28 protein-coding genes and 1 pseudogene are annotated in these 26,921 nt (G+C 68.3%); 9 read left to right on the plus strand and 20 right to left on the minus strand.

From position 1 onward, the window contains the following. Positions 1-41: 41 nt before the first annotated feature. From rpsP to ffh, 3 genes are all read right to left on the minus strand, one after another. Positions 42-467: a 30S ribosomal protein S16 gene (rpsP, locus tag ACFFII_RS06360; RefSeq protein ID WP_377698043.1), complete on the minus strand. Its 426-nt coding sequence runs from the start codon at positions 465-467 to the stop codon at positions 42-44. 25 nt (positions 468-492) lie between these two features. Next, entirely contained in the window at positions 493-789 is a 297-nt protein-coding gene (locus tag ACFFII_RS06365; protein ID WP_377698044.1) for a chorismate mutase, read from the minus strand. A 106-nt stretch (positions 790-895) separates the two neighbouring features. Further along, positions 896-2,392: a signal recognition particle protein gene (gene ffh / locus ACFFII_RS06370; protein ID WP_377698045.1), complete on the minus strand. Its 1,497-nt coding sequence runs from the start codon at positions 2,390-2,392 to the stop codon at positions 896-898. Between the two features lie 220 nt (positions 2,393-2,612). On the opposite strand from ffh, the gene ACFFII_RS06375 reads away from it, so the two are divergent. Both ACFFII_RS06375 and ACFFII_RS06380 read left to right on the plus strand, forming a co-directional pair. Beyond that, entirely contained in the window at positions 2,613-3,194 is a 582-nt protein-coding gene (locus tag ACFFII_RS06375; protein ID WP_377698046.1) for a peroxidase-related enzyme, read from the plus strand. After that, entirely contained in the window at positions 3,187-3,870 is a 684-nt protein-coding gene (locus ACFFII_RS06380) for an HNH endonuclease (RefSeq protein WP_377698047.1), read from the plus strand. Before ACFFII_RS06375 ends, ACFFII_RS06380 begins: the two co-directional genes overlap by 8 nt. Before the next feature lie 10 nt (positions 3,871-3,880). Here the strand turns inward: ACFFII_RS06380 and ACFFII_RS06385 are convergent, their stop codons facing one another. Further along, positions 3,881-4,657, minus strand: coding sequence for an HpcH/HpaI aldolase family protein (locus ACFFII_RS06385; protein ID WP_377698048.1), 777 nt, complete (start codon positions 4,655-4,657; stop codon positions 3,881-3,883). A gap of 198 nt (positions 4,658-4,855) precedes the next feature. Between ACFFII_RS06385 and ACFFII_RS06390 the strand changes: the two genes are divergently transcribed. Further along, positions 4,856-5,380: a fasciclin domain-containing protein gene (locus ACFFII_RS06390; RefSeq protein ID WP_377698049.1), complete on the plus strand. Its 525-nt coding sequence runs from the start codon at positions 4,856-4,858 to the stop codon at positions 5,378-5,380. A 65-nt stretch (positions 5,381-5,445) separates the two neighbouring features. On the opposite strand, the gene ACFFII_RS06395 is transcribed toward ACFFII_RS06390, so the two are convergent. Then, on the minus strand, positions 5,446-7,422 hold the full coding sequence (locus ACFFII_RS06395) for a methylmalonyl-CoA mutase family protein (RefSeq protein ID WP_377698050.1): 1,977 nt from the start codon (positions 7,420-7,422) through the stop codon (positions 5,446-5,448). Between the two features lie 219 nt (positions 7,423-7,641). Here ACFFII_RS06395 and ccrA point away from each other — a divergent pair, with 219 nt between their 5' ends. After that, a complete protein-coding gene (ccrA, locus tag ACFFII_RS06400) occupies positions 7,642-8,934 on the plus strand; it encodes a crotonyl-CoA carboxylase/reductase (RefSeq protein ID WP_377698185.1) in 1,293 nt (430 codons plus the stop codon). Between the two features lie 61 nt (positions 8,935-8,995). Here ccrA and ACFFII_RS06405 read toward each other — a convergent pair whose 3' ends face one another. Both ACFFII_RS06405 and ACFFII_RS06410 read right to left on the minus strand, forming a co-directional pair. Next, positions 8,996-9,553, minus strand: coding sequence for a lipocalin family protein (locus ACFFII_RS06405; RefSeq protein ID WP_377698051.1), 558 nt, complete (start codon positions 9,551-9,553; stop codon positions 8,996-8,998). A 74-nt stretch (positions 9,554-9,627) separates the two neighbouring features. Further along, positions 9,628-9,942 carry a hypothetical protein gene (locus tag ACFFII_RS06410; protein WP_377698052.1) on the minus strand — a complete coding sequence of 105 codons (315 nt, stop codon included), beginning with the start codon at positions 9,940-9,942 and terminating at the stop codon, positions 9,628-9,630. Between the two features lie 136 nt (positions 9,943-10,078). Between ACFFII_RS06410 and ACFFII_RS06415 the strand changes: the two genes are divergently transcribed. Then, positions 10,079-11,629, plus strand: a complete 1,551-nt coding sequence (locus tag ACFFII_RS06415) for an ATP-dependent DNA helicase (RefSeq protein WP_377698053.1) — start codon at positions 10,079-10,081, stop codon at positions 11,627-11,629. Positions 11,630-11,684: 55 nt separating this feature from the next. On the opposite strand, the gene ACFFII_RS06420 is transcribed toward ACFFII_RS06415, so the two are convergent. Then, positions 11,685-12,503, minus strand: a complete 819-nt coding sequence (locus ACFFII_RS06420; RefSeq protein WP_377698054.1) for an EcsC family protein — start codon at positions 12,501-12,503, stop codon at positions 11,685-11,687. A gap of 97 nt (positions 12,504-12,600) precedes the next feature. Further along, positions 12,601-13,086 (minus strand): annotated as a pseudogene (locus ACFFII_RS06425) (GNAT family N-acetyltransferase); the annotation flags it as partial. A 136-nt stretch (positions 13,087-13,222) separates the two neighbouring features. Here ACFFII_RS06425 and ACFFII_RS06430 point away from each other — a divergent pair. Together ACFFII_RS06430 and ACFFII_RS06435 are read left to right on the plus strand one after the other, a co-directional pair. Continuing rightward, positions 13,223-13,822 (plus strand): flavin reductase family protein, encoded by a 600-nt coding sequence (locus ACFFII_RS06430; RefSeq protein ID WP_377698055.1) that lies wholly within the window; start codon positions 13,223-13,225, stop codon positions 13,820-13,822. After that, positions 13,819-14,358 (plus strand): adenine phosphoribosyltransferase, encoded by a 540-nt coding sequence (locus ACFFII_RS06435; protein WP_090752437.1) that lies wholly within the window; start codon positions 13,819-13,821, stop codon positions 14,356-14,358. Before ACFFII_RS06430 ends, ACFFII_RS06435 begins: the two co-directional genes overlap by 4 nt. Here ACFFII_RS06435 and ACFFII_RS06440 read toward each other — a convergent pair. The 11 genes from ACFFII_RS06440 to coxB form a co-directional block, all read right to left on the minus strand. Continuing rightward, positions 14,328-14,777 carry a PACE efflux transporter gene (locus tag ACFFII_RS06440; RefSeq protein WP_377698056.1) on the minus strand — a complete coding sequence of 150 codons (450 nt, stop codon included), beginning with the start codon at positions 14,775-14,777 and terminating at the stop codon, positions 14,328-14,330. The genes ACFFII_RS06435 and ACFFII_RS06440 overlap by 31 nt on opposite strands. 97 nt (positions 14,778-14,874) lie before the next feature. Next, on the minus strand, positions 14,875-16,269 hold the full coding sequence (locus ACFFII_RS06445) for an FAD-binding oxidoreductase (protein WP_377698057.1): 1,395 nt from the start codon (positions 16,267-16,269) through the stop codon (positions 14,875-14,877). A gap of 70 nt (positions 16,270-16,339) precedes the next feature. Next, positions 16,340-16,921 (minus strand): GNAT family N-acetyltransferase, encoded by a 582-nt coding sequence (locus ACFFII_RS06450; RefSeq protein WP_377698058.1) that lies wholly within the window; start codon positions 16,919-16,921, stop codon positions 16,340-16,342. Then, complete coding sequence (locus ACFFII_RS06455; protein WP_377698059.1) at positions 16,921-18,186, minus strand: M16 family metallopeptidase; 1,266 nt, start codon at positions 18,184-18,186, stop codon at positions 16,921-16,923. The genes ACFFII_RS06450 and ACFFII_RS06455 overlap by 1 nt, the downstream gene beginning before the upstream one ends. Further along, a complete protein-coding gene (gene thrC / locus ACFFII_RS06460) occupies positions 18,183-19,571 on the minus strand; it encodes a threonine synthase (RefSeq protein ID WP_377698060.1) in 1,389 nt (462 codons plus the stop codon). The genes ACFFII_RS06455 and thrC overlap by 4 nt, the downstream gene beginning before the upstream one ends. Positions 19,572-19,581: 10 nt before the next feature. Beyond that, on the minus strand, positions 19,582-20,256 hold the full coding sequence (locus tag ACFFII_RS06465) for an SURF1 family protein (protein ID WP_377698061.1): 675 nt from the start codon (positions 20,254-20,256) through the stop codon (positions 19,582-19,584). Positions 20,257-20,352: 96 nt separating this feature from the next. Beyond that, positions 20,353-21,171, minus strand: coding sequence for a cytochrome c oxidase subunit 3 (locus ACFFII_RS06470; protein ID WP_377698062.1), 819 nt, complete (start codon positions 21,169-21,171; stop codon positions 20,353-20,355). Positions 21,172-21,204: 33 nt separating this feature from the next. Then, complete coding sequence (locus tag ACFFII_RS06475; protein WP_377698063.1) at positions 21,205-21,789, minus strand: cytochrome c oxidase assembly protein; 585 nt, start codon at positions 21,787-21,789, stop codon at positions 21,205-21,207. Continuing rightward, positions 21,786-22,055 (minus strand): cytochrome c oxidase system small membrane protein, encoded by a 270-nt coding sequence (locus tag ACFFII_RS06480; RefSeq protein ID WP_377698064.1) that lies wholly within the window; start codon positions 22,053-22,055, stop codon positions 21,786-21,788. The genes ACFFII_RS06475 and ACFFII_RS06480 overlap by 4 nt, the downstream gene beginning before the upstream one ends. Next, complete coding sequence (gene cyoE, locus ACFFII_RS06485; protein ID WP_377698065.1) at positions 22,055-22,993, minus strand: heme o synthase; 939 nt, start codon at positions 22,991-22,993, stop codon at positions 22,055-22,057. Before cyoE ends, ACFFII_RS06480 begins: the two co-directional genes overlap by 1 nt. Before the next feature lie 8 nt (positions 22,994-23,001). After that, positions 23,002-23,904: a cytochrome c oxidase subunit II gene (gene coxB, locus ACFFII_RS06490; protein WP_377698066.1), complete on the minus strand. Its 903-nt coding sequence runs from the start codon at positions 23,902-23,904 to the stop codon at positions 23,002-23,004. A 166-nt stretch (positions 23,905-24,070) separates the two neighbouring features. On the opposite strand from coxB, the gene tldD reads away from it, so the two are divergent. Together tldD and dprA are read left to right on the plus strand one after the other, a co-directional pair. Further along, positions 24,071-25,489, plus strand: coding sequence for a metalloprotease TldD (tldD, locus tag ACFFII_RS06495; protein ID WP_377698067.1), 1,419 nt, complete (start codon positions 24,071-24,073; stop codon positions 25,487-25,489). Between the two features lie 53 nt (positions 25,490-25,542). Next, positions 25,543-26,880: a DNA-processing protein DprA gene (dprA, locus tag ACFFII_RS06500; RefSeq protein ID WP_446686933.1), complete on the plus strand. Its 1,338-nt coding sequence runs from the start codon at positions 25,543-25,545 to the stop codon at positions 26,878-26,880. The last annotated feature ends 41 nt before the right edge of the window (positions 26,881-26,921 follow it).

Genomic DNA, 26,921 nt, shown 5'->3' on the forward strand with positions numbered 1-26,921 from the left:
AGACGGCGGGCGCACAGGCGCGCCCGCCGGTGATCCGTGGATCAGGGCGACTCGGTGCCGCTGGTCGATTCCGAGGCATCCAGCGCGGTCTCGTCGGTCGCGGCCGGGGCGTTAGCGGCTTCAGCAGCGGCGGCTTCACGGGCAGCGCGCTTCTCGGCGCGGTCCTTCGCGGCCTTGCCCGGCTCGCCCTTCTTGAGGTTGGCGCGCTCGGTCTTGTCCTTCACGCCGGCGGCTTCCAGGAAGCGGGCCACGCGGTCGGTCGGCTGCGCGCCCTGGCCCAGCCAGTACTGCACGCGCTCGAGGTCCATCTTGATCCGCTCTTCCGAGTCCTTCGGCAGCAGGGGGTTGTAGGTGCCCAGCTTTTCCAGGAAGCGGCCGTCGCGCGGCATGCGCGAGTCGGACGCGACGATGGCGTAGTGGGGACGCTTCTTGGACCCGCCGCGGGCGAGCCGGATCTTCATGGCCATAGGTCTATCTCCTTGAGTATGGCGGTTATTTCTGGAACTGCTCGTGATGCCGGATGACCTCCGAGATCACGAAATTGAGGAACTTGCGGGCGAAGGCCGGATCGAGATCCGCCTCGGCCGCCAGCCGTTCGAGCCGGGCGATCTGCTGCGCCTCGCGCGCCGGGTCCGAGGGCGGCAGGTCGTGCTGGGCCTTGAGTCGTCCCACGGACTGGGTGTGCTTGAACCGCTCGGCCAGGGTGAAGACCAGAACGGCGTCCAGCCGGTCGATGCTGGCGCGATGCTCTGCCAGAAGCTCGGCGGCGCGGTTGGCGGCGTCGGTCATCGGGCTGATCCGGGCTGTGCATGGGATGCACGGTTCATGCACAGCCGATGCACGGAGGGTATGAACCGGGCAGATGCGATCACCGGCAGAGGTGCGGCAGGGCTGGTCATTTCTTGCCGAACAGCCCCGAAAGCCCGCCGGGCAGGTTCAGGCCGCCAAGCTGACCGCCGAGGCCCTTGGGGTCCTGCAACATCTTGGTCGCCTCGGCCATCTTGGCCGGATCGACCTCGCCCAGGTCGGGCAGCCCGCCCCCCTTGCCGGACATGGCGCGCATCGCCTGCTTGAGCATGGCGCCCTTGCCCATCTTGCTGACCTTCTTCATCGTGTCGGCCATCTGCCGTTGCATCTTCAGCAGCTTGTTCAGCTCGGCCACGTCCATGCCGGCGCCCGCCGCGATCCGCTTCTTGCGGGAGGCCTGCAGAAGCTCGGGGTTCGCGCGTTCCTTCCTGGTCATGGAATTGATCAGCGCGATCTGGCGGCGGATCATCTTGTCATCGATGCCGGCGGCCTCGGCCTGCTTGGCCATCTTCCCCATGCCCGGCATCATGCCCATGATGGACTGCATCCCGCCCATCTTCTGCATCTGCTCAAGCTGGTTCTTCAGGTCGTTCATGTTGAACAGGCCCTTGGCGAAGCGCTTCATCATGCGCTCGGCCTGCTCGACCTCCAGCACCGCTTGGGCCTTCTCGACCAGCGCCACGATGTCGCCCATGCCGAGGATGCGGCCCGCGACGCGTTCCGCGTCAAAGGTTTCCAGCGCATCCATCTTTTCGCCCACGCCGACGAAGCGGATGGGCTTGCCGGTGATCTGGCGCATGGACAGCGCGGCACCGCCGCGCCCGTCGCCGTCCATCCGCGTCAGGACCACGCCCGAGACGCCGACCTTGGCGTCGAACTCGGTCGCGACGTTCACGGCGTCCTGGCCGGTCAGGCCATCGACGACCAGCAGCGTCTCGCGCGGGTTCGCGACGTCGCGGACGGCCTGGACCTCGTCCATCAGGACTTCGTCGATGTGCAGACGGCCCGCGGTGTCGAGCATGTAGACGTCATAGCCGCCCAGCGTCGCCTGCTGCTTGGCGCGCTTGGCGATCTGGACCGCGTTCTCGCCCTTGATGATCGGCAGGGTATCGACGCCGACCTGCTGGCCGAGGATCGCAAGCTGCTCCATCGCCGCCGGACGGTTGGTGTCCAGCGAGGCCATGAGGACGCGCTTCTTCTCGCGGTCCTTCAGGCGCTTGGCGAGCTTCGCCGTGGTGGTGGTCTTGCCCGAGCCCTGAAGGCCGACCATCAGGATCGGCGCGGGCGGCGTGTCGATCTTCAGCGCGTCGGGCGCATCCTCGCCCTGAAGCGTGCGGATCAGTTCGTCATGGACGATCTTGACGACCTGCTGGCCGGGGCTGACCGACTTGGTGACGGCGGCGCCCGTGGCCTTCTGGGTGACGGCGCGGACGAAGCTGCGGACGACCGGCAGCGAGACGTCGGCGTCCAGAAGCGCCTGGCGCACCTCGCGCATAGCGGCGGTGACGTCATCCTCGGTCAGGGCGCCCTGCTTGGTCAGGCGGTCGAAGACTCCGCCAAGGCGGTCTGACAGGCTCTCGAACATCGCGGACCCTCCGCAAGAAAACACCATTTGCCCCCGTGGGCGCATCCGCGCTGACGGGGGGCGATCCCCGGGCAAGGCGGGGACCGGAAGGCTGACCTTCCGGGAATCCGGGTGGACATTTCAGATTGGCGGGCGAGAGTCAACCGGAACCGGAAGGACGGGCCCCGCCCCCCGCGCCACTTGCACGGCCTTCCGGGGCATTTGGATCAGAAAGAAGACCATGAACCAGCCGATCAGCCGTTTCGAGATCCCCAACCTGCGCAGCCTCCCGCCCGACATTCAGGAAATGATGCGCGCGGTGCAGGAGAAGTCGGGCTTCGTCCCGAACATCTTCCTAGCGCTGGCCCATCGCCCGGCCGAGTTCCGCGCCTTCTTCGCCTATCACGACGCGCTGATGGAAAAGGACGAGGGGCTGTCGAAGGCCGAGCGCGAGATGATCGTGGTGGCGACCAGCGGGCTGAACCGCTGCCAGTATTGCGTGGTGGCACATGGGGCGATCCTGCGCATCCGCGCGCGTGACCCGCTGATCGCGGACAAGGTGGCGATCAACTGGCGCAAGGCGGGCCTGAGCGAGCGGCATTACGCCATGCTCTATTATGCCGAACTGGTGGCGACGGATGCCGACAACATCACCCAGGACGATTACGAGGACATGATCGACGCGGGCTTCACCCCTGACGAGATCTGGGACATCGGCGCGATCGCGGCCTTTTTCGGCATGTCGAACCGGCTGGTGAACATGGCCGACGTGCCCCCGAACGACGAGTTCTTCCTGCTGGGGCGGGTGCCGAAGAATGTATAAAGAGGATTTTGCTGCATATCTGAGGTCGGACCCATCTATCAAGGAAAGCACAGTCCGCACTTATCTCAGCGATCTGCGACGCATCGAGACATGCTATAAAGAGCGCTATGGGGAGGTAGACACACTCTACAACTTGGACCGACTTGAGGAGGTTGAACGCTCTCTGCGTCTGGAGCGTTCGGCTCCTGATCCTCTTCCAGTTACGGAAAAGCGATCAAGCATCCCCGTTTATGCGACGGTGATTAAGAAGTACCGCAACTTTCTAAAACAGAGGTTCATGGTCAGCGATGCCGATGCACCTGCGGAAGTTCACGAGATCCTCAATGCGCCCGCCTATGCCAAAGGTGTTGAAGGTATCTTGCGCGAAGCGCGCTATCTCACACGCTCGCGCAACCGCACCCTTGTCGATGCTGCCCGCACAAGGGATGGCTGCCGCTGCCAAGCGTGTGGTTATCTAAGTCGTGTTGAAAATCAGTATATTATAGAGGTGCATCACTTGAACCCGCTGGGCACCACCGAAACGGCGGTGGTCACGCGCCTAGAAGACCTTGTCTGTCTCTGCCCCAACTGTCACCGCAGCGCTCACGCCCGGCGCGAGGCACCTCTAACTTTGAACGAACTGCGCCACTTGGCTGCGGCGCAAAACACACGGAACTCTGCTACGAAGGCCAGATGATTATTGAACTTCAGGGTTTCAGCGCCAGCCCCCGTGCCGCCGCATCCCGGATCGCGGCGGCATAGGTGGTCACGTCGATGGCGGTCGCAACGAAGCGGGCGCCGTCGGCCACGGCGTTGCGCGCGTTCGCCTCGTCCGTCCAGAGGATGCCCGCCGCCTTGCCCGAGGCGTAGATCACCCGGATGGCGGCGCGGATCGCCCGCTGCACCAGCGGGTGATCCAGTTGCCCCGGAAAGCCCATGTCGGCGGCAAGGTCCGAGGGGCCGATGAAGACGCCGTCCACCCCTTCGACCGTCAGGATCTCGTCCAGGACGTCCAGGCCCGCGCGGGTTTCCACCTGCACGCCCAGCCAGATCTGCGCGTCCGCCGTCGCCAGATAGTCGGGGATCGCGGAAAAGCGAGACGCCCGCGCCAGCGCCGCCCCCACGCCGCGGTTCCCGTTCGGAGGATAGCGGACGGCGCGGACCAGCTGTTCCGCCTGCGCGGCGCTTTCGACCATGGGGATCAGCAGCGACTGCGCGCCGATGTCCAGCGCCTGCTTGATGGCCCATGTCTCGCCCATCGGCAGTCGCACCACGGGGGCGCTGCCCGATCCTTCGACCACCCGCAGTTGCGCAAGGGTCGAGCGGAGGTCGTTCGGCGCATGCTCGCCGTCGATCAGCAGCCAGTCGAAGCCCGCCGTCGCGGTGATCTCGGCGGCATAGGCATCGCCCAGGCCCACCCAGGCGCCGATCAGGATCTCGCCCGCCGCAAGCCGGGATTTGAAGCGGTTCTCGGGGGCAGGCATGGGGAACTCCGGCAGGGCAAGGCGGGTGGAGGATGGAAAAGCCCCGCGCCGGGCACAAGCGGGAACTTCGCCCGAAAGGCGGATCACGGCAAGCTCCTGAACATTCACGCCGGTTTGACCGGACGGCAGGGATCCCGATTGCGAGGTCGCGCAGTTATCGTGGCACGACCGTAACAATCTATCCTGCAGGAGACGACCATGAGCTTCGCCAGAACCTTCACCGCTGCCGCCCTGTTCGCTGCCAGCGCAGGCGCCGCCCTTGCGCAGGACGCCCCCGCGACCGTCGTCGACGTCGCGGTGGGCTCGCCCGATCACACCACGCTGGTGCAGGCGGTGACCGCCGCCGGGCTGGCCGAAACGCTGCAGGGCGCAGGTCCCTTCACCGTGTTCGCCCCCACCAACGCAGCCTTCGCGGCGCTGCCCGCGGGTGCGCTGGATGACCTGCTCAAGCCCGAGAACAAGGAGCAGCTGGTCGGCGTGCTGGGCTGCCACGTGGTCGAGGCCAAGGCGATGGCGGCGGATGTCACCAAGATGATCGCCGACGGCAACGGCAGCGCCGAGATCACGACGCTGGGCAACTGCCGCCTGACGGCGACCAGCATGGACGGCAAGGTCATGATCGGCGGCGCGGGCGGGACGCCCGTCACCGTGACGGCCGCGGATCTGGAAGCCGGCAATGGCGTTGTCCACGTGATCGACGGAGTTCTGCTGCCCGCCTCGTAAGCCACCGCGTGCAGCGGAAAGGGGAAAGGGGCGCCGCCTGCGCCCCTTTCTTCATGTGCCGGGGATCAGGCCGCCTGCGCGGCGGGGTCCACCAGCGCGACCAGGTCCATCATGATCCGGTTCAGCTCGAAGTCCTTGGGGGTATAGACCCGCGCCACGCCCATGGCGCGCAGTTGCGCCGCATCCTCCTCGGGGATGATGCCGCCGACGATCACCGGCACATGGCCCAGGCCCGCAGCCCGCATCCGCTCCATCACGTCGCGGACCAGCGGCAGGTGGCTGCCCGAGAGGATCGAGAGGCCGACCACATGGGCCTGCTGGTCGCGGGCGGCGGCCACGATCTGTTCCGGCGTCAGGCGGATGCCGTCATAGGTGATGTCGATACCGCAGTCCCGCGCCCGGAAGGCGATCTGCTCGGCCCCGTTGGAATGGCCGTCGAGACCCGGCTTGCCCACCACGAACTTCATCCGCCGCCCAAGCCGGGTGCTGACGGCGTCCACCGCCTCGCGGATCGGCTCCAGCCCCTCGGTGCGGTTCGAGGGGTTCGGGGACACGCCGGTCGGCCCCCGGTATTCGCCATGGACCTGCCGCATGATGCCCGCCCATTCGCCGGTCGTGGCCCCCGCCTTCGCCGCCGCGATCGAGGCGGGCATGATGTTGCGCCCGGCCTCGGCGTCAGCGCGCAGGCGCGACAGGGCGGCCTCGACGGCCGCGCTGTCGCGGGTCTGGCGCCACTGGTTCAGGCGGGCGACCTGGTCCTGCTCGACCGCCGGATCGACGACCATGATCCCGCCGTCGCCCGCGGTCAGGGGCGAGGGCTCGCCCCCCTGCCAGCGGTTCACGCCGACGACGACCGTCTCGCCATCCTCGACCCGGTTCAGGCGCGCGGCGTTCGATTCGACCAGCCGCGACTTCATGTAGTCGATGGCGGCGATCGCGCCCCCCATCTCGTCCAGCAGCTTCAGTTCCGCCCGGGCGCCGTCCTTCAGGTCCTCGACCTTCGCGGCCACCACGGGGTTGCCGTCGAAAAGGTCGCCGTATTCCAGCAGGTCCGTCTCATAGGCCATGATCTGCTGCATCCTGAGCGACCACTGCTGGTCCCAGGGACGCGGCAGGCCCAGCGCCTCGTTCCAGGCAGGCAACTGGACGGCGCGGGCGCGGGCGTTCTTGGACAGTGTCACCGCCAGCATCTCGATCAGGATGCGGTAGACGTTGTTTTCCGGCTGCTGCTCGGTCAGGCCGAGGCTGTTCACCTGCACGCCATAGCGGAAGCGGCGGTATTTCTCGTCGGCGATGTCGTAGCGGTCACGGCAGATCTCGTCCCACAGCTCGGTGAAGGCGCGCATCTTGCAGAGTTCCGTGACGAAACGGATGCCCGCGTTCACGAAGAAGCTGATGCGCCCGACCATGGCCGGGAACTCGGCAGGCTCGACCTTGCCCTTGAGGTCGTCCAGCACGGCGATGCCTGTCGCCAGCGCATAGGCGAGTTCCTGTTCCGGCGTCGCCCCCGCCTCCTGCAGGTGGTAGGAACAGACGTTCATCGGGTTCCACTTGGGCAGGTGCTGCGCCGTGTAGGCCGCGACATCCGTGATCATCCGCAGGCTGGGCTTCGGCGGGCAGATATAGGTGCCGCGCGACAGGTATTCCTTGATGATGTCGTTCTGCACCGTCCCCTGCAGCTTGGCGACATCGGCCCCCTGCTCCTCGGCGACCGCGACATACAGGGACAGCAGCCAGGGCGCCGTCGCGTTGATCGTCATCGAGGTGTTCATCTGTTCCAGCGGGATCTGGTCGAACAGCGCCCGCATGTCGCCGAGGTGGCAGACGGGGACGCCGACCTTGCCGACCTCGCCCCGCGCGAGCACATGGTCGCTGTCATAGCCCGTCTGGGTCGGCAGGTCGAAGGCCACCGAGAGGCCGGTCTGCCCCTTGGACAGGTTGGTGCGGTACAGTTCGTTCGACTTGGCGGCAGTCGAATGGCCGGCATAGGTGCGGAACAGCCAGGGTTTGTCCTTCTGGGCCATGCGGCGCCCCTCTCGCAAGAATCTGTCGCTTGAGGCGAGTTAAGGGACAGGATGATGCGCCGTCAACTCGCCGCAGCGCGGCACAAGCGTAACGTGGCGCCCGCAACATCGTTTCACGGCACAGACATATTGTTGCGTCATTTTGCGTCGCATCTATTGCAATGTTGCGTTCGCCTGCATAGCACTCGAGTCATGAGCCCGGCTTCTGCGCTGCGGCATGAACGCGAGGAGATCATCATGGCCCTGGACGCCCCATCCGCGATCGCGCCCTATGACGCGCCGATCAAGGACCTGTATGAAATCGGCGAGATGCCGCCGCTCGGCCATGTGCCGAAACAGATGTATGCCTGGGCGATCCGGCGCGAACGGCAGGGCGAGCCGGATCAGGCCATGCAGGTCGAGGTCGTGGACACCTGGGAGATCGACAGCAACGAAGTGCTGGTCCTCGTGATGGCCGCGGGCGTCAACTACAACGGCATCTGGGCGGGCTTGGGCGTGCCGATCAGCATGTTCGACGTCCACAAGCAGCCCTATCACATCGCGGGCTCGGACGCCTCGGGGATCGTGTGGAAGGTCGGCGACAAGGTCCGCAACTGGAAGGTGGGCGACGAGGTCGTGATCCACTGCAACCAGGACGACGGCAACGACGAGGAATGCAACGGCGGCGACCCGATGTATTCGCCGACCCAGCGCATCTGGGGCTATGAGACGCCGGACGGATCGTTCGCGCAGTTCACCCGCGTGCAGGCCCAGCAGCTGATGCCGCGCCCCAAGCACCTGACCTGGGAAGAGGCCGCCTGCTATACCCTGACGCTGGCCACCGCCTACCGGATGCTGTTCGGGCACGAGCCGCACGAACTGAAGCCCGGCATGAACGTGCTGGTCTGGGGCGCCTCGGGGGGTCTTGGGTCCTACGCGATCCAGCTGATCAACGCGGCGGGCGCGAACGCCATCGGCGTGATCTCGGACGAGGACAAGCGCGAGTTCGTCATGGGGCTGGGCGCCAAGGGCGTCCTCAACCGCAAGGACTTCAAGTGCTGGGGCCAGCTGCCGAAGGTCGGGTCCGAGGAATACAAGGACTGGTTCAACGAGGTCCGCAAGTTCGGCAAGGCCATCTGGGACATCACCGGCAAGGGCCAGAACGTCGACATCGTCTTTGAACACCCGGGCGAGTCGACCTTCCCGGTGTCGGTCTTCGTCTGCAAGAAGGGCGGCATGGTGGTGATCTGCGCAGGCACCACCGGCTTCAACTGCACCTTCGACGTCCGCTACATGTGGATGCACCAGAAGCGCCTGCAGGGCTCGCACTTCGCGCACCTGAAGCAGGCCGCGGCCGCCAACCGGCTGATGCTGGAGCGCCGCCTGGACCCCTGCATGTCCGAGGTCTTCCCTTGGGCCGAGATCCCGCAGGCGCATGTGAAGATGCTTCGCAACGAGCACAAGCCCGGCAACATGGCGGTGCTGGTGCAGGCGCCGCGCACCGGCCTGCGCACCTTCGAGGACGCGCTGGAGGCAGGCCCCGGCCGCTGAGTTTTTGACAGGGAAAGGCCGGCGCCCCTCGGGACGCCGGCCTTCTTCTTTTCCCGAACGATTACTGGCCGGGCTGGTAGCTCTGCGGCGGCTGGGCGGTGTCGGTCAGTTGCGACACGTCGATCCCGGCCTCCCTCAGCGCGGCTTCGGCCTGCTGGCGGGTCTCGGCGTCGATCTGCGGCTCGCGCGCGAGGATCCAGCCGATGGGGCCTTCGGGCGACTGGACGGCCGCCCACTGGTATTTCCCGCCCTCGATATCGCTGGCGGCGGCCACGACATAGTTCACGCCCTGGTTCCGCTCGCCGACCGAGAACTCGACGTTCAGCGTGTTGAAGTTGTTGTTCACGACCTCGGCCTCGCCGGTGATGCCCTGCGGCTGGCCGTCCTTCCCGTCGCAACGGTTCGTGACCTTGACCGTCCCGGCATCGACCAGTTCATAGGTGGCGGTCACGCCGCCTGCGCACATCTCCTGGAAGGGGGCGGGGGTGCGGGCGATCTCGTACCAGGTGCCGATATAGGCCTGCGGGTCGATCTCGGTCGCGGCGGTGGTGCCGGCGTCCTGCGCGAATGCGGGCGCCGTCATCAGCAGCGACGCGGCAAGGCCAAGGGCAACTCTCATCCTGGAATCTCCTGTTCCTTCCACGGCGGGACAACACCCGCCCCGCCGCGCCGTTCGCTCACGCGCCGTCACGATCAGTAGTTGGCGGGCGGGTCGCTGGCCGGGAAGGATTCGTCCACCTGCTCGTCCACGCGATCCCAGCCGCGGCGCGGGCGGTCGCGCATCGATTCGGGGCCGGCGTCGCGGACGAAGCTGGGGCCGGCGACCTCCTCGGCCCCCTCGGCCACCTTCGGGCTGATCGCGGCAAGCCCCTCGGGCGGGGACGCCCGCCGCGTCGGGCGTCGGCGGGGCGCGCTGTCGCGCAGGAACGAGACCGTCAGCGCGGCGATCCCCGCCAGCGCCAGCAGCGGCAGCAGCGGGTCGGAGCGGTGGTGGTGCCGGTATCTCATTGGATATCCTTTCCTGTTGGTGGCGACGCGCTCAGGCGTCTTCAGCCGCTCAACGCCGTGCCCCGCCGCTGGGTCCGTCGCGGCGAAAATTGCCGCCGGGCGTGGCGGTGCGCCGCCCGCCCCGCTAGGATGCGGCATGGAACTCTCCCCGGCCTCCCCCACCCTGCCCAGCTTCTCGCCCGATCAGGCCGAAGCATGGGATGCACTGGCCGAGGCGCTTGCGGGCGCGGGCATCGACCTCGTCTCGGAAGAGATCGCGCCCGCGCAGCCCGGCAAGGGCCGGGTCATGGCCGTGCTGGGCAAGGCCGGGTCGGGCAAGACGCTGCTGCTGTCGGAACTGACCCGCGCGCTGGTGGCCTCGGGCGTGCAGGTCGTCAGCGGGGATTACGAGGGCAAGCGGAAGAAGGACGCCCGGACGGTGGCGGTCCTCGCGCCGACCAACAAGGCGGCCTTCGTGCTGCGGACGCGCGGCGTGCCCGCCACGACGATCCACCGCATCCTTTACACGCCCGTCTATGACCCGGAATACGAGCGGCTGGCCGAGTGGCTGACGGGCACCGGCGACCGGCCCCGGATCGAGGGGCTGACCGACGAGGCGCTGGACCGGGCGCTGCTGTTCTATCAGGAGCATGGGTCGATCCCCGGCGCGCTGGCGGCGGCAGGCCTGCGCGGGTCGGACTTCATCCAGGGCTGGAAGCGGCGCGAGGATCCCTTGGACGTCGGCCTGATCGACGAGGCCTCGATGCTGGACGAGCGGCAGTTCGACGACCTGCGCGAGATCTTTCCGCTGCTGGTCCTGTTCGGCGACCCCGCGCAGCTGGCCCCCGTGGGGCAGTCGGGAGAAATGGTCTTCGACCGGCTGGCCGCGTCTCAGAAGCTGGAACTGCACCGCATCCACCGGCAGGCGGACGACAGCCCGATCCTCGACCTGGCTCATGCGCTGTCTGATCCGGCGGTGGACTTTCCGGCCTTCGAGCGGCTGGTGCGCGAGGCGGCGGCCAGCGATCCGCGCGTCGTCTGGGCGGAACGGATGGACGCCGACCTGATGGCCCGCAGCCCGGCGCTGGTCTGGCGCAACGCGACGCGGGTGCGGCTGATCACGGCCTTCCGCGCCGCCCATGGCGCGCCGGGCGACCTGCTGCTGCCGGGCGAGCCGCTGGTCTGCGACGGGATCGAGCTGCCGCTCAAGCACCGCAAGAAGCGCATCGACCTGGAAGCGCGGGGGCTGATCAAGGGCGCGCAGGTGATCTATCTGGGGCCGGGGAAGAAGCCCGGCTTTTCCCGCCTGCATGTCATCGGCACGCCCGAGCCGCGCCTGTCCGCGGCCAGCATCGTCAAGATCGAGACGCCCGACGTCGAGGAGCCCTTCATTCCCTTCGCCGCCCGCATGGGCGCAACCTTCCTGCATGGCGCAGCGGTGACGATCCACAAGGCGCAAGGCTCGCAATGGCCCGAGGTGCAGGTCTTCGGCCCCGACCTGTCGGCCGCCGCATGGTCTAACCGGACCGAGGCGGGGCTGCCCCTGTGGAAGCGGCTGGCTTACGTTGCCATCACCCGCGCGCAGGAGCGGCTGTTCTGGGTGACCCGCGCAGCCTTGGCGCGACCGAAGGCGGGGCTGTCGGTGGATGATCTGGCAGTCGAGGCGGCGCCGCTGGAACTGGCGGCGCCCGAGGCCGAAGCGGAGTGACGGGTTGAACCGCCGGAGGCTCCGGCGGGGATATTTGAAGACAGAAGATACAGGCTCAGGCCTCGGCCTTGCGGACCTTGGTGCCGCGCTGGGACTGAAGCTGCTCGATCCGGTCGCGCAGGGCCTCGGTCAGCGCCTCGCGCGGCAGGCCGGTTTCGCGGGCGAGGCGCAGGATGCCGAAATGGACCCGGGCGATTTCCTGGTAGTATCCCGCGAAGGCGAAGTTGATCGAGGCGCCGGCCATGGCGCCGAAGACGGGCGTGGCCTGGGCGGCGAGCTTCTGGCCCAGGACCAGCGACAGGCGCGGCGCGATGCGCGCGATGATACCCTGAACGGTCTGGCCGGTGATCGACAGCTTGGCCGCCAGCAGGCCGAGGTCGGTGCCGTCGTCCTCGGACATGGGGCCGGCGGCGGCAAAGACGCGCAGCGCTTCCATCCGCACCTCTTCGCTTTCGGGGTCAAGGCCGTGTTCGGCGGCGATTTCAAGGATCGCGCGCAGCAGCATCGTCACGGTCAGCGGTAGTTCGACCATCGCGCCCGGCAGGCCCGCCATGCCGCCTGCCGCCCCCGAGACGGTCGAGGCGAGCCGGTTGAACCAGTCGCCCCGGTCGCGGACATAGCGGCGCGAGCGCGTGGCCGCGTCGAAGGCCCGGTTCAGCGCCACCAGCGTGATCCGGTCCATCCGCTTGCGCACGAAGCCCGGCAGGCGCTCGATCAGCCCCTGCGCGCTGCCGCCCACAGAGGCGAGCATCTCCATGATCAGCCCGCCGGCATCGACATAGCGGCGTGCCAGCTTGTCGATCTGGACATGGACCGAAGGATCATCGATCGGCGGCAGAATGGCTTGGCGCGAGCTGATGCTTGTCGCGGGCATGGGGTCTGTCCTTCGTAACCTCGACATCGGCGCAGGATGAGCGCAGATCCGGTGCGCCCGGTTCCGCAAGCCCCGCCAGCACCTCGGGCCGGGTCTCGCGCGTCACTGCGCCCCGCACCCCAACCCAGGCGCCGGGGCGAAGTTCCAGACCCAGCACGCGGTCCGGGTTGGTGGGCGGCGGCATTTCCACGTGATCGAGCCTGGAGAAGCCGAAGCGGCCGTAATAGGGCGCGTCGCCCACCAGCATCACCCGGTCCCACCCCATCGCCTCGGCGCGGGACAGGCTTTCGCGCATGAGGAAGCCGCCCAGGCCTTCGCCCTGCGCGGTCGGGTGGACGGCGACGGGACCCAGCAGCAGGACCGGCCTGCCGCCGACGCGCACGGGCCAGTAGCGGATGGCGGCGACCAGCGGATCGCCCTGCGCCGGGCCCGACCGCAGCAGCAGGCACAACTCGCGCACCGGGGGCACGCCGTCCCGCAGGCGATAGGAGGACAGCGCCGTGCGGCCCGGCGCGAAACACAGGTCCAGCAGCGCCTCGACCTCGGGCGTGTCGGCGTCGGTTTCGGGGCAGAGCCTGTACATCGGACCTCATCGCCGCAAGTCGCGCGCCCTTAGCACCGACCGGCAAGGGGTGAAAGAAACAATGCCGTGCAGGCGGTTGCCGCAGGCGGCCGGCGTGTTCATATGGCCGCGCCGCAACAGGAAAGGCCCGCGCCCCATGTTCTATCGTCCCGAAGCGGGCCACGGCCTGCCGCACAATCCTTGGAACGCCATTGTCGCGCCCCGGCCCATCGGCTGGATTTCCACCCGCGGGCGGCAGGGCGACAACCTTGCGCCCTATTCCTTCTTCAATGCCACGGCCTATGTGCCGCCGCAGGTCATGTTCGCCTCGACCGGCGCCAAGGGGGACCGGCCCAACACCAAGGACACGGTGGCGCAGATTGCCGAGACGCGCGTCTTCTGCGTCAACATCGCGGACGGGGCGCTGAAGGAGGCGATGAACGCCTCGTCGGCCCCCCTGCCGGCGGGCCGGAACGAGTTCGAGGTCGCGGGGCTGAGCGCGGTGGATTGCGAGACCATCGACTGCGCGCGCGTGGCCGAAGCGGCGGCCAGCCTTGAATGCCGGGCCACACGGATCATCCGGTTGGCGGGAGAGTCGAACCACATGGTGCTGGGCGTCGTGACCGGCATCCACCTGCGCGACGACTGCGTGGTGGACGGCCGGTTCGATCTGCGCCGCAACGGCTGGCTGGCACGGATGGGCTATCGCGATTATGCGATCGTCACCGACCTGTTCGAGATGGAGCGCCCGGCATGAACCGGCAGAAAAGCGTCAAGGACTACATCCGCACCATCGTGGATTTCCCGCATGAAGGGATCCTGTTCCGCGACGTGACCACCCTGTTCGCCGATGCGCGCGGCTTCCGCATCTGCGTGGACCAGCTGCTGTCGCCCTATGCGGGCATTCCCATTGACAAGGTCGTGGGCCTGGAAGCCCGCGGCTTCATCCTGGGCGGCGCGGTGGCCCACCAGCTGACCACCGGCTTCGTGCCGATCCGCAAGAAGGGCAAGCTGCCCGGCGCCGTCATCAGCCAGGCCTATGCGCTGGAATACGGCGAGGCGGTGATGGAGATCCACGACGACGCCATCCGCGCGGGCGAACGCGTCCTGATCGTGGACGACCTGCTGGCCACCGGCGGCACCGCAAGCGCCGCCATCGAGCTGTGCCGCCGCCTCGGCGCGGAGGTCGTGGGCGCGGCCTTCGTCATCGACCTGCCGGAACTCGGCGGGCGCCGCGCCATCGAGGCGCTGGGCGTCGAGGTTCACGCCCTCTGCGAGTTCGAGGGGGCGTAACCGCGCGCCTCGCGCATGGGGAAGACCCGGTCATAGGCCCAGTTATAGGCATAGCCGTAGACGATGTAGAAGATCGCGATGGCAAGGTCGAAAAGGAAGGCCTGCCACAGCGAGACGCCCAGCATCCAGGCGACGAAGGGCAGCAGCAGGACCAGCAGCCCGCCCTCGAACAGCAGGGCGTGCAGGGCGCGGATGGGGTGGGTCTTGAGGACGCTGCCCCGCAGCCGCAGCATCGCGCGGTCGAACATCAGGTTGTAGACATAGTTCCAGGCCGTCGCGACCAGCGAGGACACCACGCCGATCACCCCCAGCGCATGGGCGTCGAAGCCGGTCAGGATCGAGCCGCCGCCGATCAGCAGGACAAGCCCGATCAGTTCGAACAGGATGGCGTGGCGGATGCGGTCAAGGGTCGTGCGCATGGGATCGGTTCCTTTGCGGGCCGTCCCGGATGCTGCCCATGAGGGGGAAGGTCGTCCTTCGCCGCCCGATATAGTCCGGGCGGCGAAGGGGTTCAACTCAGGCCAGCACCGCGCCGGGGTTCATGATCCCGTGCGGGTCCAGTGCCGCCTTGATCGCGCGCATGGCCGACAGCTTCACCGGGTCGCCCCAGCGCTGCAGATCCGCGACCTTGAGACGGCCCACCCCGTGTTCCGCCGAGAAGGAGCCGCCGCGTTCCACGACCATCTGGTAGACCGCCTCGGGCAGCCGGAACCGCAGGTCGGCATAGTCGGCGCGCGAGCGGCCGGGACCGGGGAAGACGTTGTAATGCAGGTTGCCGTCGCCCAGGTGGCCGAAGCAGTTGATCCGCATGTCGCCCATGCCCGCGATCATCGCGCCCGCGTCCTGAATGAAGCGCGGGATTTCCGACAATGGCAGGCTGATGTCATGCGACGAGATCGCGCCGATGCGCCGGTTCGCCTCGGGCAGATGCTCGCGCAGGTTCCAGAACTCGGCCGCCTGCTGGCCCGACTGGGCGATGGCGCCGTCGGTGACGAGCTCCTCCTCCATTGCCCGGCCCAGCAGGCCCTCGACCGCCCCGTCGGGGTCCAGCCCCTCGGGCAGCGACAGTTCCAGCAGCACCGACCAAGGCGCGCCGGGCAAAGGTTGGCGGATTTCCGGCAGCGTCTCGGCCACGAAGGCGAGGCCCTGCCCCGAAATGAGTTCAAAGGTCGTCACGCAGCCCGCCATCATCGCCTGCGCCAGCGACAGCAGCTGCAGGGCCGCTGCCGGGTCCGGCACCTCCAGCATCGCGGTCGCGACGGCGGCGGGGCGCGGGGCAAGCTTCAGGGTCGCCGCCGTGATGATCCCCAGCGTGCCCTCGGCCCCGATCAGAAGGTCGCGCAGGGAATAGCCGGTGTTGTCCTTCCGCAGCCGCTTGAGGTCGCGCAGGATCGACCCGTCGGGCATCACCGCCTCGATCCCTAGGCACAGCGCCCGGGCATTGCCCCAGCGCAACACGCCCGTGCCGCCCGCATTCGCCGCCAGCACGCCGCCGATCTGCGCCGTGCCCTGGCTGGCAAGCGACAGCGGGAACTGGCGGTCCGCAGCCGCCGCGGCCTCCTGCACCTGCTGCAGCGTGGCGCCCGCCTCGGCGACCAGCGCATCCTCGTCGGCCCAGACGTCGCGGATGGCGGTCATCCGTTCCAGCGACAGGACCAGCGGCGCAGGCCCTTCCGGCATGACCGAACCCGCGACCAGCCCCGTACCGCCGCCGCGCGGCAGGATGGCCACACGCGCCTCGGCGCAGGCGCGCACGACCGCCGCCACTTCCTCGACGTTGCGCGGCGCGGCCAGCAGCCCGCCCTGCCCCGCGAAATAGCCGCGCGGCTCGTCCAGGTGCCGCGGCTCCAGAGGGCGGACGACGCCCTCGGGCAAGGCGGCAATCAGACGATCATCGGCGGGGTTCAGCATGCAGTTCTCCTTTGCCTAAATATCCCGGGGGAGAGCCACCGGAGGTGGCTCGGGGGCAGCGCCCCCATACCTATCCCGCCTCGGTCCGCCCGCGCCTGTCGGCCCGCAGGATCGAATACTGGACATGGTTCCGCCAGCGCCCGTTGATCTGCAGGTAGGATTGCGCGACGCCCTCGTACTTGAAGCCGCAGCTTTCCAGCGCCCCCCGGCTGGCGGCGTTCTCGGGCAAGCAGGCGGCCTCGATCCGGCTGAGGTCCATCGGCCCGAAGGCATGGGCCACGACGGCCCCGATCGCCTCGCTCATGTAGCCCTGCCGCGCGAAGGGCGCCCCGATCCAGTAGCCCAGCGTCCCCATCTGCGCGGGCCCGCGCCGGATGCCGTCCAGCGTGATCGCCCCCAGCAGAACGCCGTCGTGGCGCACAAGGAACAGCGGCAGCGAGGTGCCGCTGCGGCTGGCCCGTGCCGCCCAGTAGACGCGGTTGGTGAAGGCGCGGTGGGACAGGTGGTCGGCGTGCCAGACGGGCTCCCACGGGGTCAGGAACTCGCGGCTTTCGGCCCGCAGGTTCGACCAGGCGGAATAATCGCCATGCGCCGGCAGGCGCAGCACCATGCGCTCGGTTTCCAGCCGGGGCGCATGGCGGCGAAAGAACATCAGGCGGCAAGCCGTTCGGCCAGCGCCTCGCGCGCGGGGGCCTTGCGGACGGGACCGTAAAGCGCCAGCGCCGGCTGCGCCCGCGCGATCATCCGCTGCGCGTGGTCGCGCACGTCTGCGGCGGTCACCGCATCGATGCGGCGCGCGACCTCCTCGGCATCCGGCACCCGGCCCCAGATCGACAAGGCGCGCGCGATCCGCTCAGCCTGGCCAGAGGGGCTTTCCAGCCCCATCAGCAGCCCGGCCTTGAGCTGCGCCTTGGCGCGCGCGACCTCGGGCTCGCCAAGGTCCTCGGCGGACCGCCGGATCTCGTCGATGGTGAGATGCGCGAGGTCCGCGACCTGGTCGCCCGAGGTGCCCGCATAGACCGTCACCATGCCGGTGTCGTCGTGGAAGCCCGACTGCGCGAAGATGGAATAGCACAAGCCCCGCTCCTCGCGGATCTTCTGGAACAGGCGCGAGGACATGCCGCCCCCCAGCGCATTGGTCCAGATCTGCGCGGCGTAGAAGTCGGCGTCGAGATAGCCGGGCCCCTCGAAGGCCAGCGCGAAATGGGCCTGCTCCAGCTTCTTGACGCGGCGGGCCTCGGTGCCCTGCCAGACGGCGGCTTCGCGGGTGACGCCCAGAAGCGGCCTGAGGTGGCCAAAGATTTCTCCGGCCTGGGCGACCAGCGCCTCATGATCGACGGCGCCGGCGGCGGCCACGATCATCTGACCGGGGCCGTAATGCTCGCCCACGAAGCCCGCCAGGTCCTCGTGCGAAAAGCGCGAGACGCGCTCGGCGGGACCGAGGATCGTGCGGCCCATCGGCTGGCCGGGATAGGCCGCTTCCTGCAGCCAGTCGAAGATCACGTCGTCGGGCGTGTCGAGGCTCTGGCCGATTTCCGACAGGATCACGCCGCGCTCGACCTCGATCTCGCGCGGATCAAAGGCCGGGTTGAGGACGATGTCGCCGATCACGTCCAGCGCCAGCGCCACGTCGCCCGACAGGACGCGCGCGTAATAGGCCGTCACGTCGCGCGAGGTATAGGCGTTGATGTAACCGCCCACGTCCTCGATGGCTTCCGCGATCTGCAGGGCGGACCGGCGCGCGGTGCCCTTGAAGGCCATGTGTTCCAGGAAATGCGCAATGCCGTTCTGCTCGGCGCGTTCGTCGCGCCCGCCGGCGTTGACCCAGATGCCGACGGATGCGGAATGCAGTCCCGGCATCAGGCGGGTGGCGACCCGCAGGCCGTTCGGAAGGGTCGTGATCTGGACGTCGTTCAAGCCATTCTCCGTTCAAGGATCAAGGACTTAAGCGCCTCGTTGTCGTTTTCAACCCGAGTGACCCGCTCGGGCAGGTCGAACAGCCGGGCCATGTGCGGCGGCAGGGGCGGGCGGATGCCGACGGCCTGTTCCACCGCATCGGGGAACTTGGCCGGGTGGGCCGTTGCCAGCGTGATCATCGGCACGCCCGGCTTGCGGTGATCGTCCGCGACCTTTATGCCGACGGCGGTGTGGGGGCAGACGACCTCGCCCGTCTCGGCGCGGACGCGGGCGATGGTGGACAGGGTTTCCGCCTCGGACACCCGGCCCGAGTCGTAGATCTCGCGCAGATGCTGCAGCGCGCCTTGGGGCACGGTGAAGCTGCCCGCCTTCAATTCCTGCATCAGTTGCGCAACGGCCGCGCCGTCGCCCGCCAGCGCGTAAAACAGCGCGCGCTCGAAGTTGGAACTGACCTGGATGTCCATCGAGGGAGAGACCGAGGGCTCGACCCGGCCGACCTCGTAGGTGCCGGTCCGCATGGCGCGGTCGAGGATGTCGTTCTGGTTGGTGGCGATCACCAGACGGTCCACCGGCAGGCCCATGGCCTTGGCGATCGTGCCCGCGAAGATGTCGCCGAAGTTGCCGGTCGGCACGGTGAAGCTGACGGGCCGGTGCGGCGCCCCCAGCGACACGGCGCCCGTGAAGTAATACACCACCTGCGCCAGCACCCGCGCCCAATTGATCGAGTTCACGCCGGCCAGCCCGACGCCGTCACGGAAGTCGTGGTCGTTGAACAGATCCTTCAGCCGCGCCTGCGCGTCGTCGAAGGTGCCGTTGATGGCGAGCGCATGGACATTCGCGTCGTCCGGCGTCGTCATCTGACGCCGCTGGACCTCGCTGACTCGGCCATGCGGATAGAGGATGAAGACATCGACATTCGGCAGGCCCCGGAAGGCCTCGATAGCGGCCGAGCCGGTGTCGCCGCTGGTCGCGCCGACGATGGTGACGCGGCGGCCTTCGCGAGCCAGCGCCACCTGGAACAGCTGGCCGATCAGCTGCATGGCGAAGTCCTTGAAGGCCAGCGTCGGACCGTGGAACAGCTCCAGCAGATGATGACCCGGCGCGAGCTGCACCAGCGGCGCGCGGGCGGCATGGCCGAAGCCCTGGTAGGCACGGCGGATGGCCTGGCGCAGCTCGTTCTCGGAAAAGCTTTCCGCGACGAAGGGCTGCATGACGCGGAAGGCGGCCTCCTCGTAGGACTGCCCATCCAGCGCGGCGATCTCGGCCGCGTCCATCTGCGGGATCGTTTCCGGCACATACAGCCCGCCGTCTCGGGCCAGTCCGGTCATCATCGCCTCGGCAAAGGGCAGCACGGGCGCCTGCCCGCGGGTCGAGATATAGCGCATCGTCTTCCCTTCAGTCGGTTTGCCGCCGGATACGCCAGGCCAGCGCCATTGTCATCCCGAAGCATATCAGCGCGAAAAGGAACCACTGCACCGCATAGGACAGGTGGTTGTTCGGGATGCCACTGACGTCGAGCGGCATCGGCATGATCCCCTGCGCCTCGCCCTGCACGGCGCGGGCAACGATCAGCACGGGCTCGGTGCCCAGGTGCTCGGCCATGCGCGGCACCTCGCGGGCGAACCAGATGCTGGCCTTCAGGTCCGGCTCGGGCGTCGCGCGGCCCTTTTCGTCGGGCCAGTGGAGGTTGCCGGTGACGGTCAACTGCGCGGGTGGGCGGGCGGCGTGGCGGTCATCCTGCGGGATGAAGCCCCGGTCCACCATGATCCGGCGGCCGTCGGCGGTCTGAAAGGCCGAGACGACGTTGTAGCCGCCGCCGAGTTCCTTGGTGCCAGACAGGACCAGGATCTCCTGCCCCGTGGTGCGGCCCGAGACGACGACCGGCAGGTAGCGCATCGACGGGTCGACGGCAGGGGGAAGGGGACCGGCGGGCTGTTCGATCCCGCGCTGGATGGCGGCAAGCTGCTGGGCCTTCCATTCCATCCGCTGCAACTGCCAGACGCCAAGGGAGACCAGGACGGCGGTCAGGGCGAATGCGGGGATCAGCAGGACAAGCAGGCGGCGCAGCATGGGCAGGTGCCTTGATCGGGCGGCAGGGGCGCAGGTCCCCGGAATGGCGAAGGCGCGCAGGACGGGCCCGCGCGCCTTGTGGAAGGGTGGCGGGGATCAGCGGCCCCAGACGTAGATGGCGGCAAAGAGGAACAGCCAGACCACGTCGACGAAGTGCCAGTACCAGGCGGCCGCCTCGAAGCCGATGTGCTGGCGGTCGTTCATGTCGCCGCGCATGAAGCGGACAAGGCAGACCAGCAGGAAGATCGTCCCGATGATCACATGGGCGCCGTGGAAGCCGGTCGCCATGTAGAAGACGCCGCCATAGACGGTGTCCGCCAGGCCGAAGGCCGCATGGCTGTATTCATAGCCCTGCAGGATGGTGAAGGCGATGCCAAGGATAACGGCCACGGCCAGGCCGCGGATCACGGTCTTGCGGTCGTTCTCGTGAACCAGTGCATGGTGCGCCCAGGTCACGGCACAGCCCGACAGCAGCAGGATCAGCGTGTTGATGAAAGGCAGGTGCCAGGGATCGAAGGTCACGATGCCTTCCGGCGGCCAGACCCCGTCCACGATCGGGCTCATCTCGCCCATGGGGTAAAGCGCGTTCTTGAAGAAGGCCCAGAACCAGGCGACGAAGAACATCACTTCCGAGATGATGAACAGGATCACGCCGTAACGCAGGCCGATCTGCACGACGGGGGTGTGGTCGCCGGTGTTGCCCTCGTGCGTGACGTCGGACCACCAGCCGAACATGGTGTAGATCACCGTCAGCGCGCCGAGCGCGAACATCGCCCAGGAGGGCAGGCCCAGGACGCCCATGCCCTTCATCCAGAAGACCGCGCCCGTCAGCATGATGAAGGCGCCGACCGCGCCCAGGAACGGCCAAAGCGAGGGCGGCAGGATGTGATAATCGTGGTTCTTGGCGTGGGCCATGTCGCGGGCTCTCTCTCGGGTCGTCGTGGGCGTTCAGTTTAGGGCGGTCGCCGGGGCTGCGTCCACATCGGCACGGGCCGATTTCTGCGCGTCCTGGCGGAAGAAGGTGTAGCTGAGCGTGATGTCGCGGATGTGGCCGGCGTCGCGGCTGTCCACCATGTCGGGGCTGACGAAGAAGGTCAGCGGCATCTCGATCCGCTCCCCGGGGGCAAGCGTCTGCTCGGTGAAGCAGAAGCATTCGATCTTCTCGAAGTAATAGCCCGCGTCGTCGGGGGCGACGTTGTAGGTCGCGCTGCCGGTCACGGTTTGGTCCGACACGTTGACGGCCTCGTAATAGGCCATCGCGGTCTCGCCGAGGCGGACGGTCATCTCGCGCTGCATAGGGCGGAAGGTCCAGCCCATGTCGGGCATGACGTTGGCGTCGAAGCGGACGCGCACGGTGCGGTCCAGCACGCGGTCAGAGCCTTCCGTGGCGACCTGCGTGGTCCCGGCGAAGCCCGTCACCTGGCAGAACCAGGAATAGAAGGGCACCGCCACCCAGGATAGCGCGCCCATCACGACGACCACGGCCAGCAGTCGCCAGACCAGGCGCTTATTCGCGTCGGGATGGGCGCTCATGGCCGCACCGGGGCGGTCTGGGCGTTCGGCAGGTCCGCGCCGGGGGTTCCGGGCGCGGCCACCGGATTCGCAGCCGGGCCGGGCACCGCCGTCACTGGCGCCGCGGCCGGCGGGCGGTGGTCGAAGCCCTGCAACAGGCCGCCCTGCTGCACCTTCACCACAGACAGCGTGAAGACCAGCGCCACGAACAGGGCCAGCACGATGCCCAGCCCGATGTTGCGGCCGCTGCGGCGGCGGTGCAGTTCATGTTCGGTCTGCAGTCCCATCACCATGTCCCCACCGTTGCCTGCAGCGCCAGCGCCGCGAAATGCAGCGCGAGGTAATACAGCGACAGGCGGAAGAAACCCTTTTCCGTGCGGTAGTCATCGGCCTGCGCCTGCGCCTCGGTCCGGCGCAGGATCTGCCAGCCGCCGCGGATGAACAGCACGTTCAGCACCAGCGCGACCGACAGGTACAGCGGCCCGCCGACCGGCGTCAGGCCCAGCGCGACCGCGAAGGGCGCCAGCACCAGCGTATAGACAAAGATGTGGCGGCGCGTGGCCGTCCGGCCATGGGTGACCGTCAGCATCGGCACGCCGGCCTTGTGGTAGTCTTCCTTCATGAACAGCGCGAGCGCCCAGAAATGCGGCGGCGTCCAGAAGAAGATCAGCGCGAACATCAGCAGCGGCTCGATCGAGATGCCGCCGGTCGCGCAGGCCCAGCCGACCATCGGCGGGAAGGCGCCCGCCGCGCCCCCGATCACGATGTTCTGCGGCGTCGATCGCTTGAGGAAGACCGTGTAGATCACGGCGTAGAAGAAGATCGTGAAGGCCAGGAAGGCGGCCGCGAACCAGTTGGCCGCCAGCCCCAGCATCAGCACGGCCAGGCCCGACAGGAACAGCCCGACTCCCAGCGCCTCCCCGGCGCTGACGCGGCCTGCGGGAACGGGGCGCTTGCGCGTCCGGTTCATCACCGCGTCGATGTCGGCGTCATACCACATGTTCAGCGCGCCCGAGGCGCCGCCCCCCAGCGCGATGAACAGCACCGAGGCGAAAGCCACCACCGGGTTCACCGACACGGGCGCCACATACAGCCCGACAAAGGCCGTGAAGACGACCAGCGACATGACGCGCGGCTTTAGCAGCGCGACATAATCGCCGAACTCGCCCTCGCCCCCGGCCGCGATGCGGGGGGACGAGGACTCATATGCGCGGATGTCGCTCACCGCCCTGGTCAGTTCGCCTGGGCCAGCCGCACGGGCGCGGCTGGCAGGTGATCCGAAGCGTCGGCGGCGAAGGTGGTCTGGGCCTCGGCCAGCCAGACGTCGTACTTCTCCTGGCTGACGGCCTTCACCACGATCGGCATGTAGGCGTGGTTGATGCCGCAAAGCTCCGAGCACTGGCCGAAGTAGACGCCTTCCTTGTCCGCCTCGAACCACAGCTGCGCGATGCGGCCCGGAACGGCGTCCTGCTTCACGGCAAAGGCGGGGATCGTCCAGGAATGGATCACGTCGGTGGCCGTCACCTGCATCAGCACGGTCGCGCCGACCGGAACGACGACGGCGTTGTCGGTCGCCAGAAGGTATTCGTCCTCGGTATAGCCGTAGTCGCCCAGTTCCTCGCGCGCCAGCATCAGCGCGTCGAAGGCGATGCCGTCGTTCGGGTATTCATAGGACCAGTACCACTGGTGGCCGATGGTCTTGATGACGAGGTCCGGGTCCGAGGGCATTTCCTGCTGGCGGAACAGCGCCGGCAGCGAGAAGATGCCGATGGTCAGCAGGATCAGGACCGGCGTGACCGTCCACAGGACCTCGACCGGGGTGTTGTGGGTGAAGCGCGCGGGCACCGGGTTGGCGCGGCGGTTGAAGCGGACGATGCACCACAGGATCAGCAGGCAGACGATGATCGTGATGACCGTGATGATCCACAGCACGAAGCGGTCCAGCCACTGCTGGTCATGCGCCAGCGGGCTGGACGCGGGCTGGAACCCGATCGCGCCGGGCTCGGGCTTGCCGATGATCGGCAGCTCGCCCAGCACATCCTGCGCCATCGCCGCGCCCGTCATCGCCAGGTTCGCCGCGACGAGGCCCGCCGCCATCAGCCCTGCCGTCACGCGGCCCCTTGCCCAGTTCGCCATTCGTCGATTCCCGTTCTGTCCTGCGTCTCGACAGGGTCCGGTCGGGGCGGCCGCGGACGGCCCCCCTCTCCCCATCGCGTCATGTTGTCACAACCACATCTGACGCCACCGGACAAGCCATTGCTATCGACTTGGCCCCAAAAAACCCCTACCTCCGGTAGCAATCATGAGTGATCGCTTCGACCCCTTCGCCGACCTGATCGACCCCCACCGGGCCCTTGCCGTCCTGCGCGACGCGACGGCGGGCGCCGAGGATGGCGAGCTGTTCCTGGAACGCGCCCGCGGCGAAAGCCTGGTCTTCGACGACGGGCGGCTGCGCAGCGCGGGCTACAACGCCTCGCAGGGTTTCGGCCTGCGGGCCGTGCGGGGCGAGGTCACGGGCTACGCCCATTCCACGGACATCACCGAACAGGCCCTGCGCGACGCCGCCGCGATGGCGCGGCTGGCCGTGGGCAACGGCGGCGGCGTGCTGGCGCCCCCGCCCGCCGGCCCGGGGCCGCGGCTTTACACGAATGCCGACCCGGTCGGGGGCATCGAATTCGGCGCCCGCATCGCCACCCTGCGCGACATCGACGCCTTTGCCCGTGACCTCGACCCGCGCGTGGTGCAGGTGACGGCGTCGCTCGCCTCTTCGCTGCAGGAGGTCGTGATCCTGCGCCCCGAGGGCGGGATCGTGTCCGACATCCGTCCCATGGCACGGCTGAACGTGTCGGTGATCGTCGAGTCGAACGCCCGGCGCGAGACCGGAACTGCAGGTGGCGGCGGGCGATTCGGTCTGTCCGCCCTGATGGAGCCTTCGCACTGGCAGGGCCTCGTGCGCGAGGCGCTGCGGATCGCGCAGGTCAACCTGCGGTCCGTCCCGGCGCCCGCGGGCGTCATGGACGTGGTGCTGGGGCCGGGCTGGCCGGGCATCCTGCTGCACGAGGCCGTGGGTCACGGGCTGGAGGGCGACTTCAACCGCAAGAAGGCCTCGGCCTTCTCGGGACTGATGGGCCAGCGGATCGCGGCACCCGGCGTGACGGTTGTGGACGACGGCACCCTGCCCGACCGGCGCGGCTCGATCACCGTGGACGACGAGGGCACGCCGCCCCAGCGCAACGTGCTGATCGAGGACGGCATCCTCGTGGGCTATCTTCAGGACCGCCAGAACGCCCGGCTGATGGGGGTCGCGCCCACGGGCAACGGGCGGCGCGAAAGTCACGCCCATGCGCCGATGCCGCGCATGACCAACACGATGATGGACCCGGGGCCCGACGACCCGTCGGCGATCCTGTCGGGCCTGAAGGACGGCATCTACGCCGTGGGCTTCGGCGGCGGGCAGGTGGACATCACCAACGGCAAGTTCGTCTTCTCCTGCACCGAGGCCTATCGCGTGAAGAACGGCGAGGTCGGAGAGCCGATTCGCGGCGCGACCCTGATCGGAGACGGCGCGACCGCGCTGCGCCAGATCCGGGCGGTCGGCAACGACCTCGCGCTGGACCCCGGCGTCGGCAACTGCGGCAAGCAGGGCCAGTGGGTGCCGGTGGGCGTGGGTCAGCCCACGCTGCTGATCGGCGGGCTGACGGTCGGCGGCTCGGCGGCGTGACCGGGCGGGGCTAACCGAATCTTAACCAATCCCGTGCGAGATCGTCCTTGCGGATGAGGCAGGGACCGGCTTTGCAGGCGCGATCATTTACTCTCTTTACCCCCGAAGCCCCACCCACCCCGAGGGAAGATGACCTTGCGGTCCTTCGCCTCATCCGCTCTCGCCGCGTGGGACCGGCGACCTTTCACCGCCTTCTGGCCGAGCATGGCAGCGCGGCGGCCGCGCTGGAGGCTCTGCCCCGCATCGCCGCCGAAGCGGGAATCAAGGGCTACGAGCCCTGCCCCGCAGGGGTGGCCCATGCCGAGCTTGCCGCCGGCCGACGGGCGGGCGCGCGGCTGATCCGCTTCGACGACCCGGCCTATCCGCCCCTGCTGGCGACGATTCCGGACGCGCCCCCGGTCCTGTGGATGCGCGGACGCATCGAGGTGCTGGAGCGGCCCGCCATTGCGGTGATCGGCGCGCGCAATGCCTCCTCGCTGGGGCTGCGGATGGCGCGGGGGCTGGCACGGGGCCTGGCCGAGGCCGGGCTGACGGTAACGGCCGGTCTTGCGCGCGGGATCGACACCGCCGCGCATGAGGCAAGCTGCGACGCGGGCACGGTCGCCGTCATGGCGGGCGGCATCGACGTCATCTACCCGGCCGAGAATCGCACTCTGGCCGACCGCATCATCGGGAACGGCTGCCTTCTGACCGAGCAGCCGCCCGGGATCGAGCCGGTCGCCCGCCACTTCCCTGCCCGCAACCGCATCGTTTCGGGCCTGTCGGCGGGCGTGGTGGTGATCGAGGCCGCCCATCGCTCGGGCAGCCTCATCACCGCACGCTGCGGCGCCGACCAGGGGCGCGAGATCATGGCCGTGCCCGGTCATCCGTTGGATGCCCGCGCGGCAGGATGCAACGCCCTGATCCGCGACGGCGCGACGCTGGTGCGCAATGCCGAGGACGTGATCGGAGCCCTTGAGGCCAGTGGCGCGATGCTGCGCTTCGAGGACCAGGCAGATGCGGACCGGCCAACTGGTAAAGCCTTTCACAGCCAAGGCGAGGCAGGGGACAAGTCGTCGGTCCCCCGCAGACCTTCCACACGGGACATGGCCGAAGGAGCCCTTCCGGGAAGACCTGCTCAGGGAACTGAGGACACCGGCCGCGCAGATCACCGTCGTTCTGCCGGAAAGCCGGCAGAACCGGGGGTGCTTCACGTCGCGTCTGCACCTACCGACAGGAGCGACCTGAAGGTTCGGTTGCTCGACCTTCTCGGCCCCTCCCCCGCCGAGGAAGACAGCGTGATCCGCGACCTCGGCATCCCGCCCGCCCATCTCGCCCCCGCCCTTCTCGACCTGGAACTCGAGGGCCGGGTCATCCGCCTGCCCGGCGGTCGGATCGCCTTGGCAGGGTAAGAGGGAAAGGAACAGGCAGGACCAGAGCCGCAACTGCCGCC

It is taken from the genome of Paracoccus niistensis (genome assembly GCF_042432925.1).
GTDB classification, from domain to species: Bacteria; Pseudomonadota; Alphaproteobacteria; order Rhodobacterales; family Rhodobacteraceae; genus Paracoccus; species Paracoccus niistensis.

Excerpts from the sequence above, each read along its gene's own strand:
- rpsP (WP_377698043.1), bottom strand. The coding sequence starts at position 467 with ATGGCCATGAAGATCCGGCTCGCCCGCGGCGGGTCCAAGAAGCGTCCC.
- ACFFII_RS06365 (WP_377698044.1), bottom strand. The coding sequence starts at position 789 with ATGACCGACGCCGCCAACCGCGCCGCCGAGCTTCTGGCAGAGCATCGC.
- ffh (WP_377698045.1), bottom strand. The coding sequence starts at position 2,392 with ATGTTCGAGAGCCTGTCAGACCGCCTTGGCGGAGTCTTCGACCGCCTG.
- ACFFII_RS06375 (WP_377698046.1), top strand. The coding sequence starts at position 2,613 with ATGAACCAGCCGATCAGCCGTTTCGAGATCCCCAACCTGCGCAGCCTC.
- ACFFII_RS06380 (WP_377698047.1), top strand. The coding sequence starts at position 3,187 with ATGTATAAAGAGGATTTTGCTGCATATCTGAGGTCGGACCCATCTATC.
- ACFFII_RS06385 (WP_377698048.1), bottom strand. The coding sequence starts at position 4,657 with ATGCCTGCCCCCGAGAACCGCTTCAAATCCCGGCTTGCGGCGGGCGAG.
- ACFFII_RS06390 (WP_377698049.1), top strand. The coding sequence starts at position 4,856 with ATGAGCTTCGCCAGAACCTTCACCGCTGCCGCCCTGTTCGCTGCCAGC.
- ccrA (WP_377698185.1), top strand. The coding sequence starts at position 7,642 with ATGGCCCTGGACGCCCCATCCGCGATCGCGCCCTATGACGCGCCGATC.
- ACFFII_RS06405 (WP_377698051.1), bottom strand. The coding sequence starts at position 9,553 with ATGAGAGTTGCCCTTGGCCTTGCCGCGTCGCTGCTGATGACGGCGCCC.
- ACFFII_RS06410 (WP_377698052.1), bottom strand. The coding sequence starts at position 9,942 with ATGAGATACCGGCACCACCACCGCTCCGACCCGCTGCTGCCGCTGCTG.
- ACFFII_RS06415 (WP_377698053.1), top strand. The coding sequence starts at position 10,079 with ATGGAACTCTCCCCGGCCTCCCCCACCCTGCCCAGCTTCTCGCCCGAT.
- ACFFII_RS06420 (WP_377698054.1), bottom strand. The coding sequence starts at position 12,503 with ATGCCCGCGACAAGCATCAGCTCGCGCCAAGCCATTCTGCCGCCGATC.
- ACFFII_RS06430 (WP_377698055.1), top strand. The coding sequence starts at position 13,223 with ATGTTCTATCGTCCCGAAGCGGGCCACGGCCTGCCGCACAATCCTTGG.
- ACFFII_RS06435 (WP_090752437.1), top strand. The coding sequence starts at position 13,819 with ATGAACCGGCAGAAAAGCGTCAAGGACTACATCCGCACCATCGTGGAT.
- ACFFII_RS06440 (WP_377698056.1), bottom strand. The coding sequence starts at position 14,777 with ATGCGCACGACCCTTGACCGCATCCGCCACGCCATCCTGTTCGAACTG.
- ACFFII_RS06445 (WP_377698057.1), bottom strand. The coding sequence starts at position 16,269 with ATGCTGAACCCCGCCGATGATCGTCTGATTGCCGCCTTGCCCGAGGGC.
- ACFFII_RS06450 (WP_377698058.1), bottom strand. The coding sequence starts at position 16,921 with ATGTTCTTTCGCCGCCATGCGCCCCGGCTGGAAACCGAGCGCATGGTG.
- thrC (WP_377698060.1), bottom strand. The coding sequence starts at position 19,571 with ATGCGCTATATCTCGACCCGCGGGCAGGCGCCCGTGCTGCCCTTTGCC.
- ACFFII_RS06465 (WP_377698061.1), bottom strand. The coding sequence starts at position 20,256 with ATGCTGCGCCGCCTGCTTGTCCTGCTGATCCCCGCATTCGCCCTGACC.
- ACFFII_RS06470 (WP_377698062.1), bottom strand. The coding sequence starts at position 21,171 with ATGGCCCACGCCAAGAACCACGATTATCACATCCTGCCGCCCTCGCTT.
- ACFFII_RS06475 (WP_377698063.1), bottom strand. The coding sequence starts at position 21,789 with ATGAGCGCCCATCCCGACGCGAATAAGCGCCTGGTCTGGCGACTGCTG.
- ACFFII_RS06480 (WP_377698064.1), bottom strand. The coding sequence starts at position 22,055 with ATGGGACTGCAGACCGAACATGAACTGCACCGCCGCCGCAGCGGCCGC.
- coxB (WP_377698066.1), bottom strand. The coding sequence starts at position 23,904 with ATGGCGAACTGGGCAAGGGGCCGCGTGACGGCAGGGCTGATGGCGGCG.
- tldD (WP_377698067.1), top strand. The coding sequence starts at position 24,071 with ATGAGTGATCGCTTCGACCCCTTCGCCGACCTGATCGACCCCCACCGG.
- dprA (WP_446686933.1), top strand. The coding sequence starts at position 25,543 with ATGAGGCAGGGACCGGCTTTGCAGGCGCGATCATTTACTCTCTTTACC.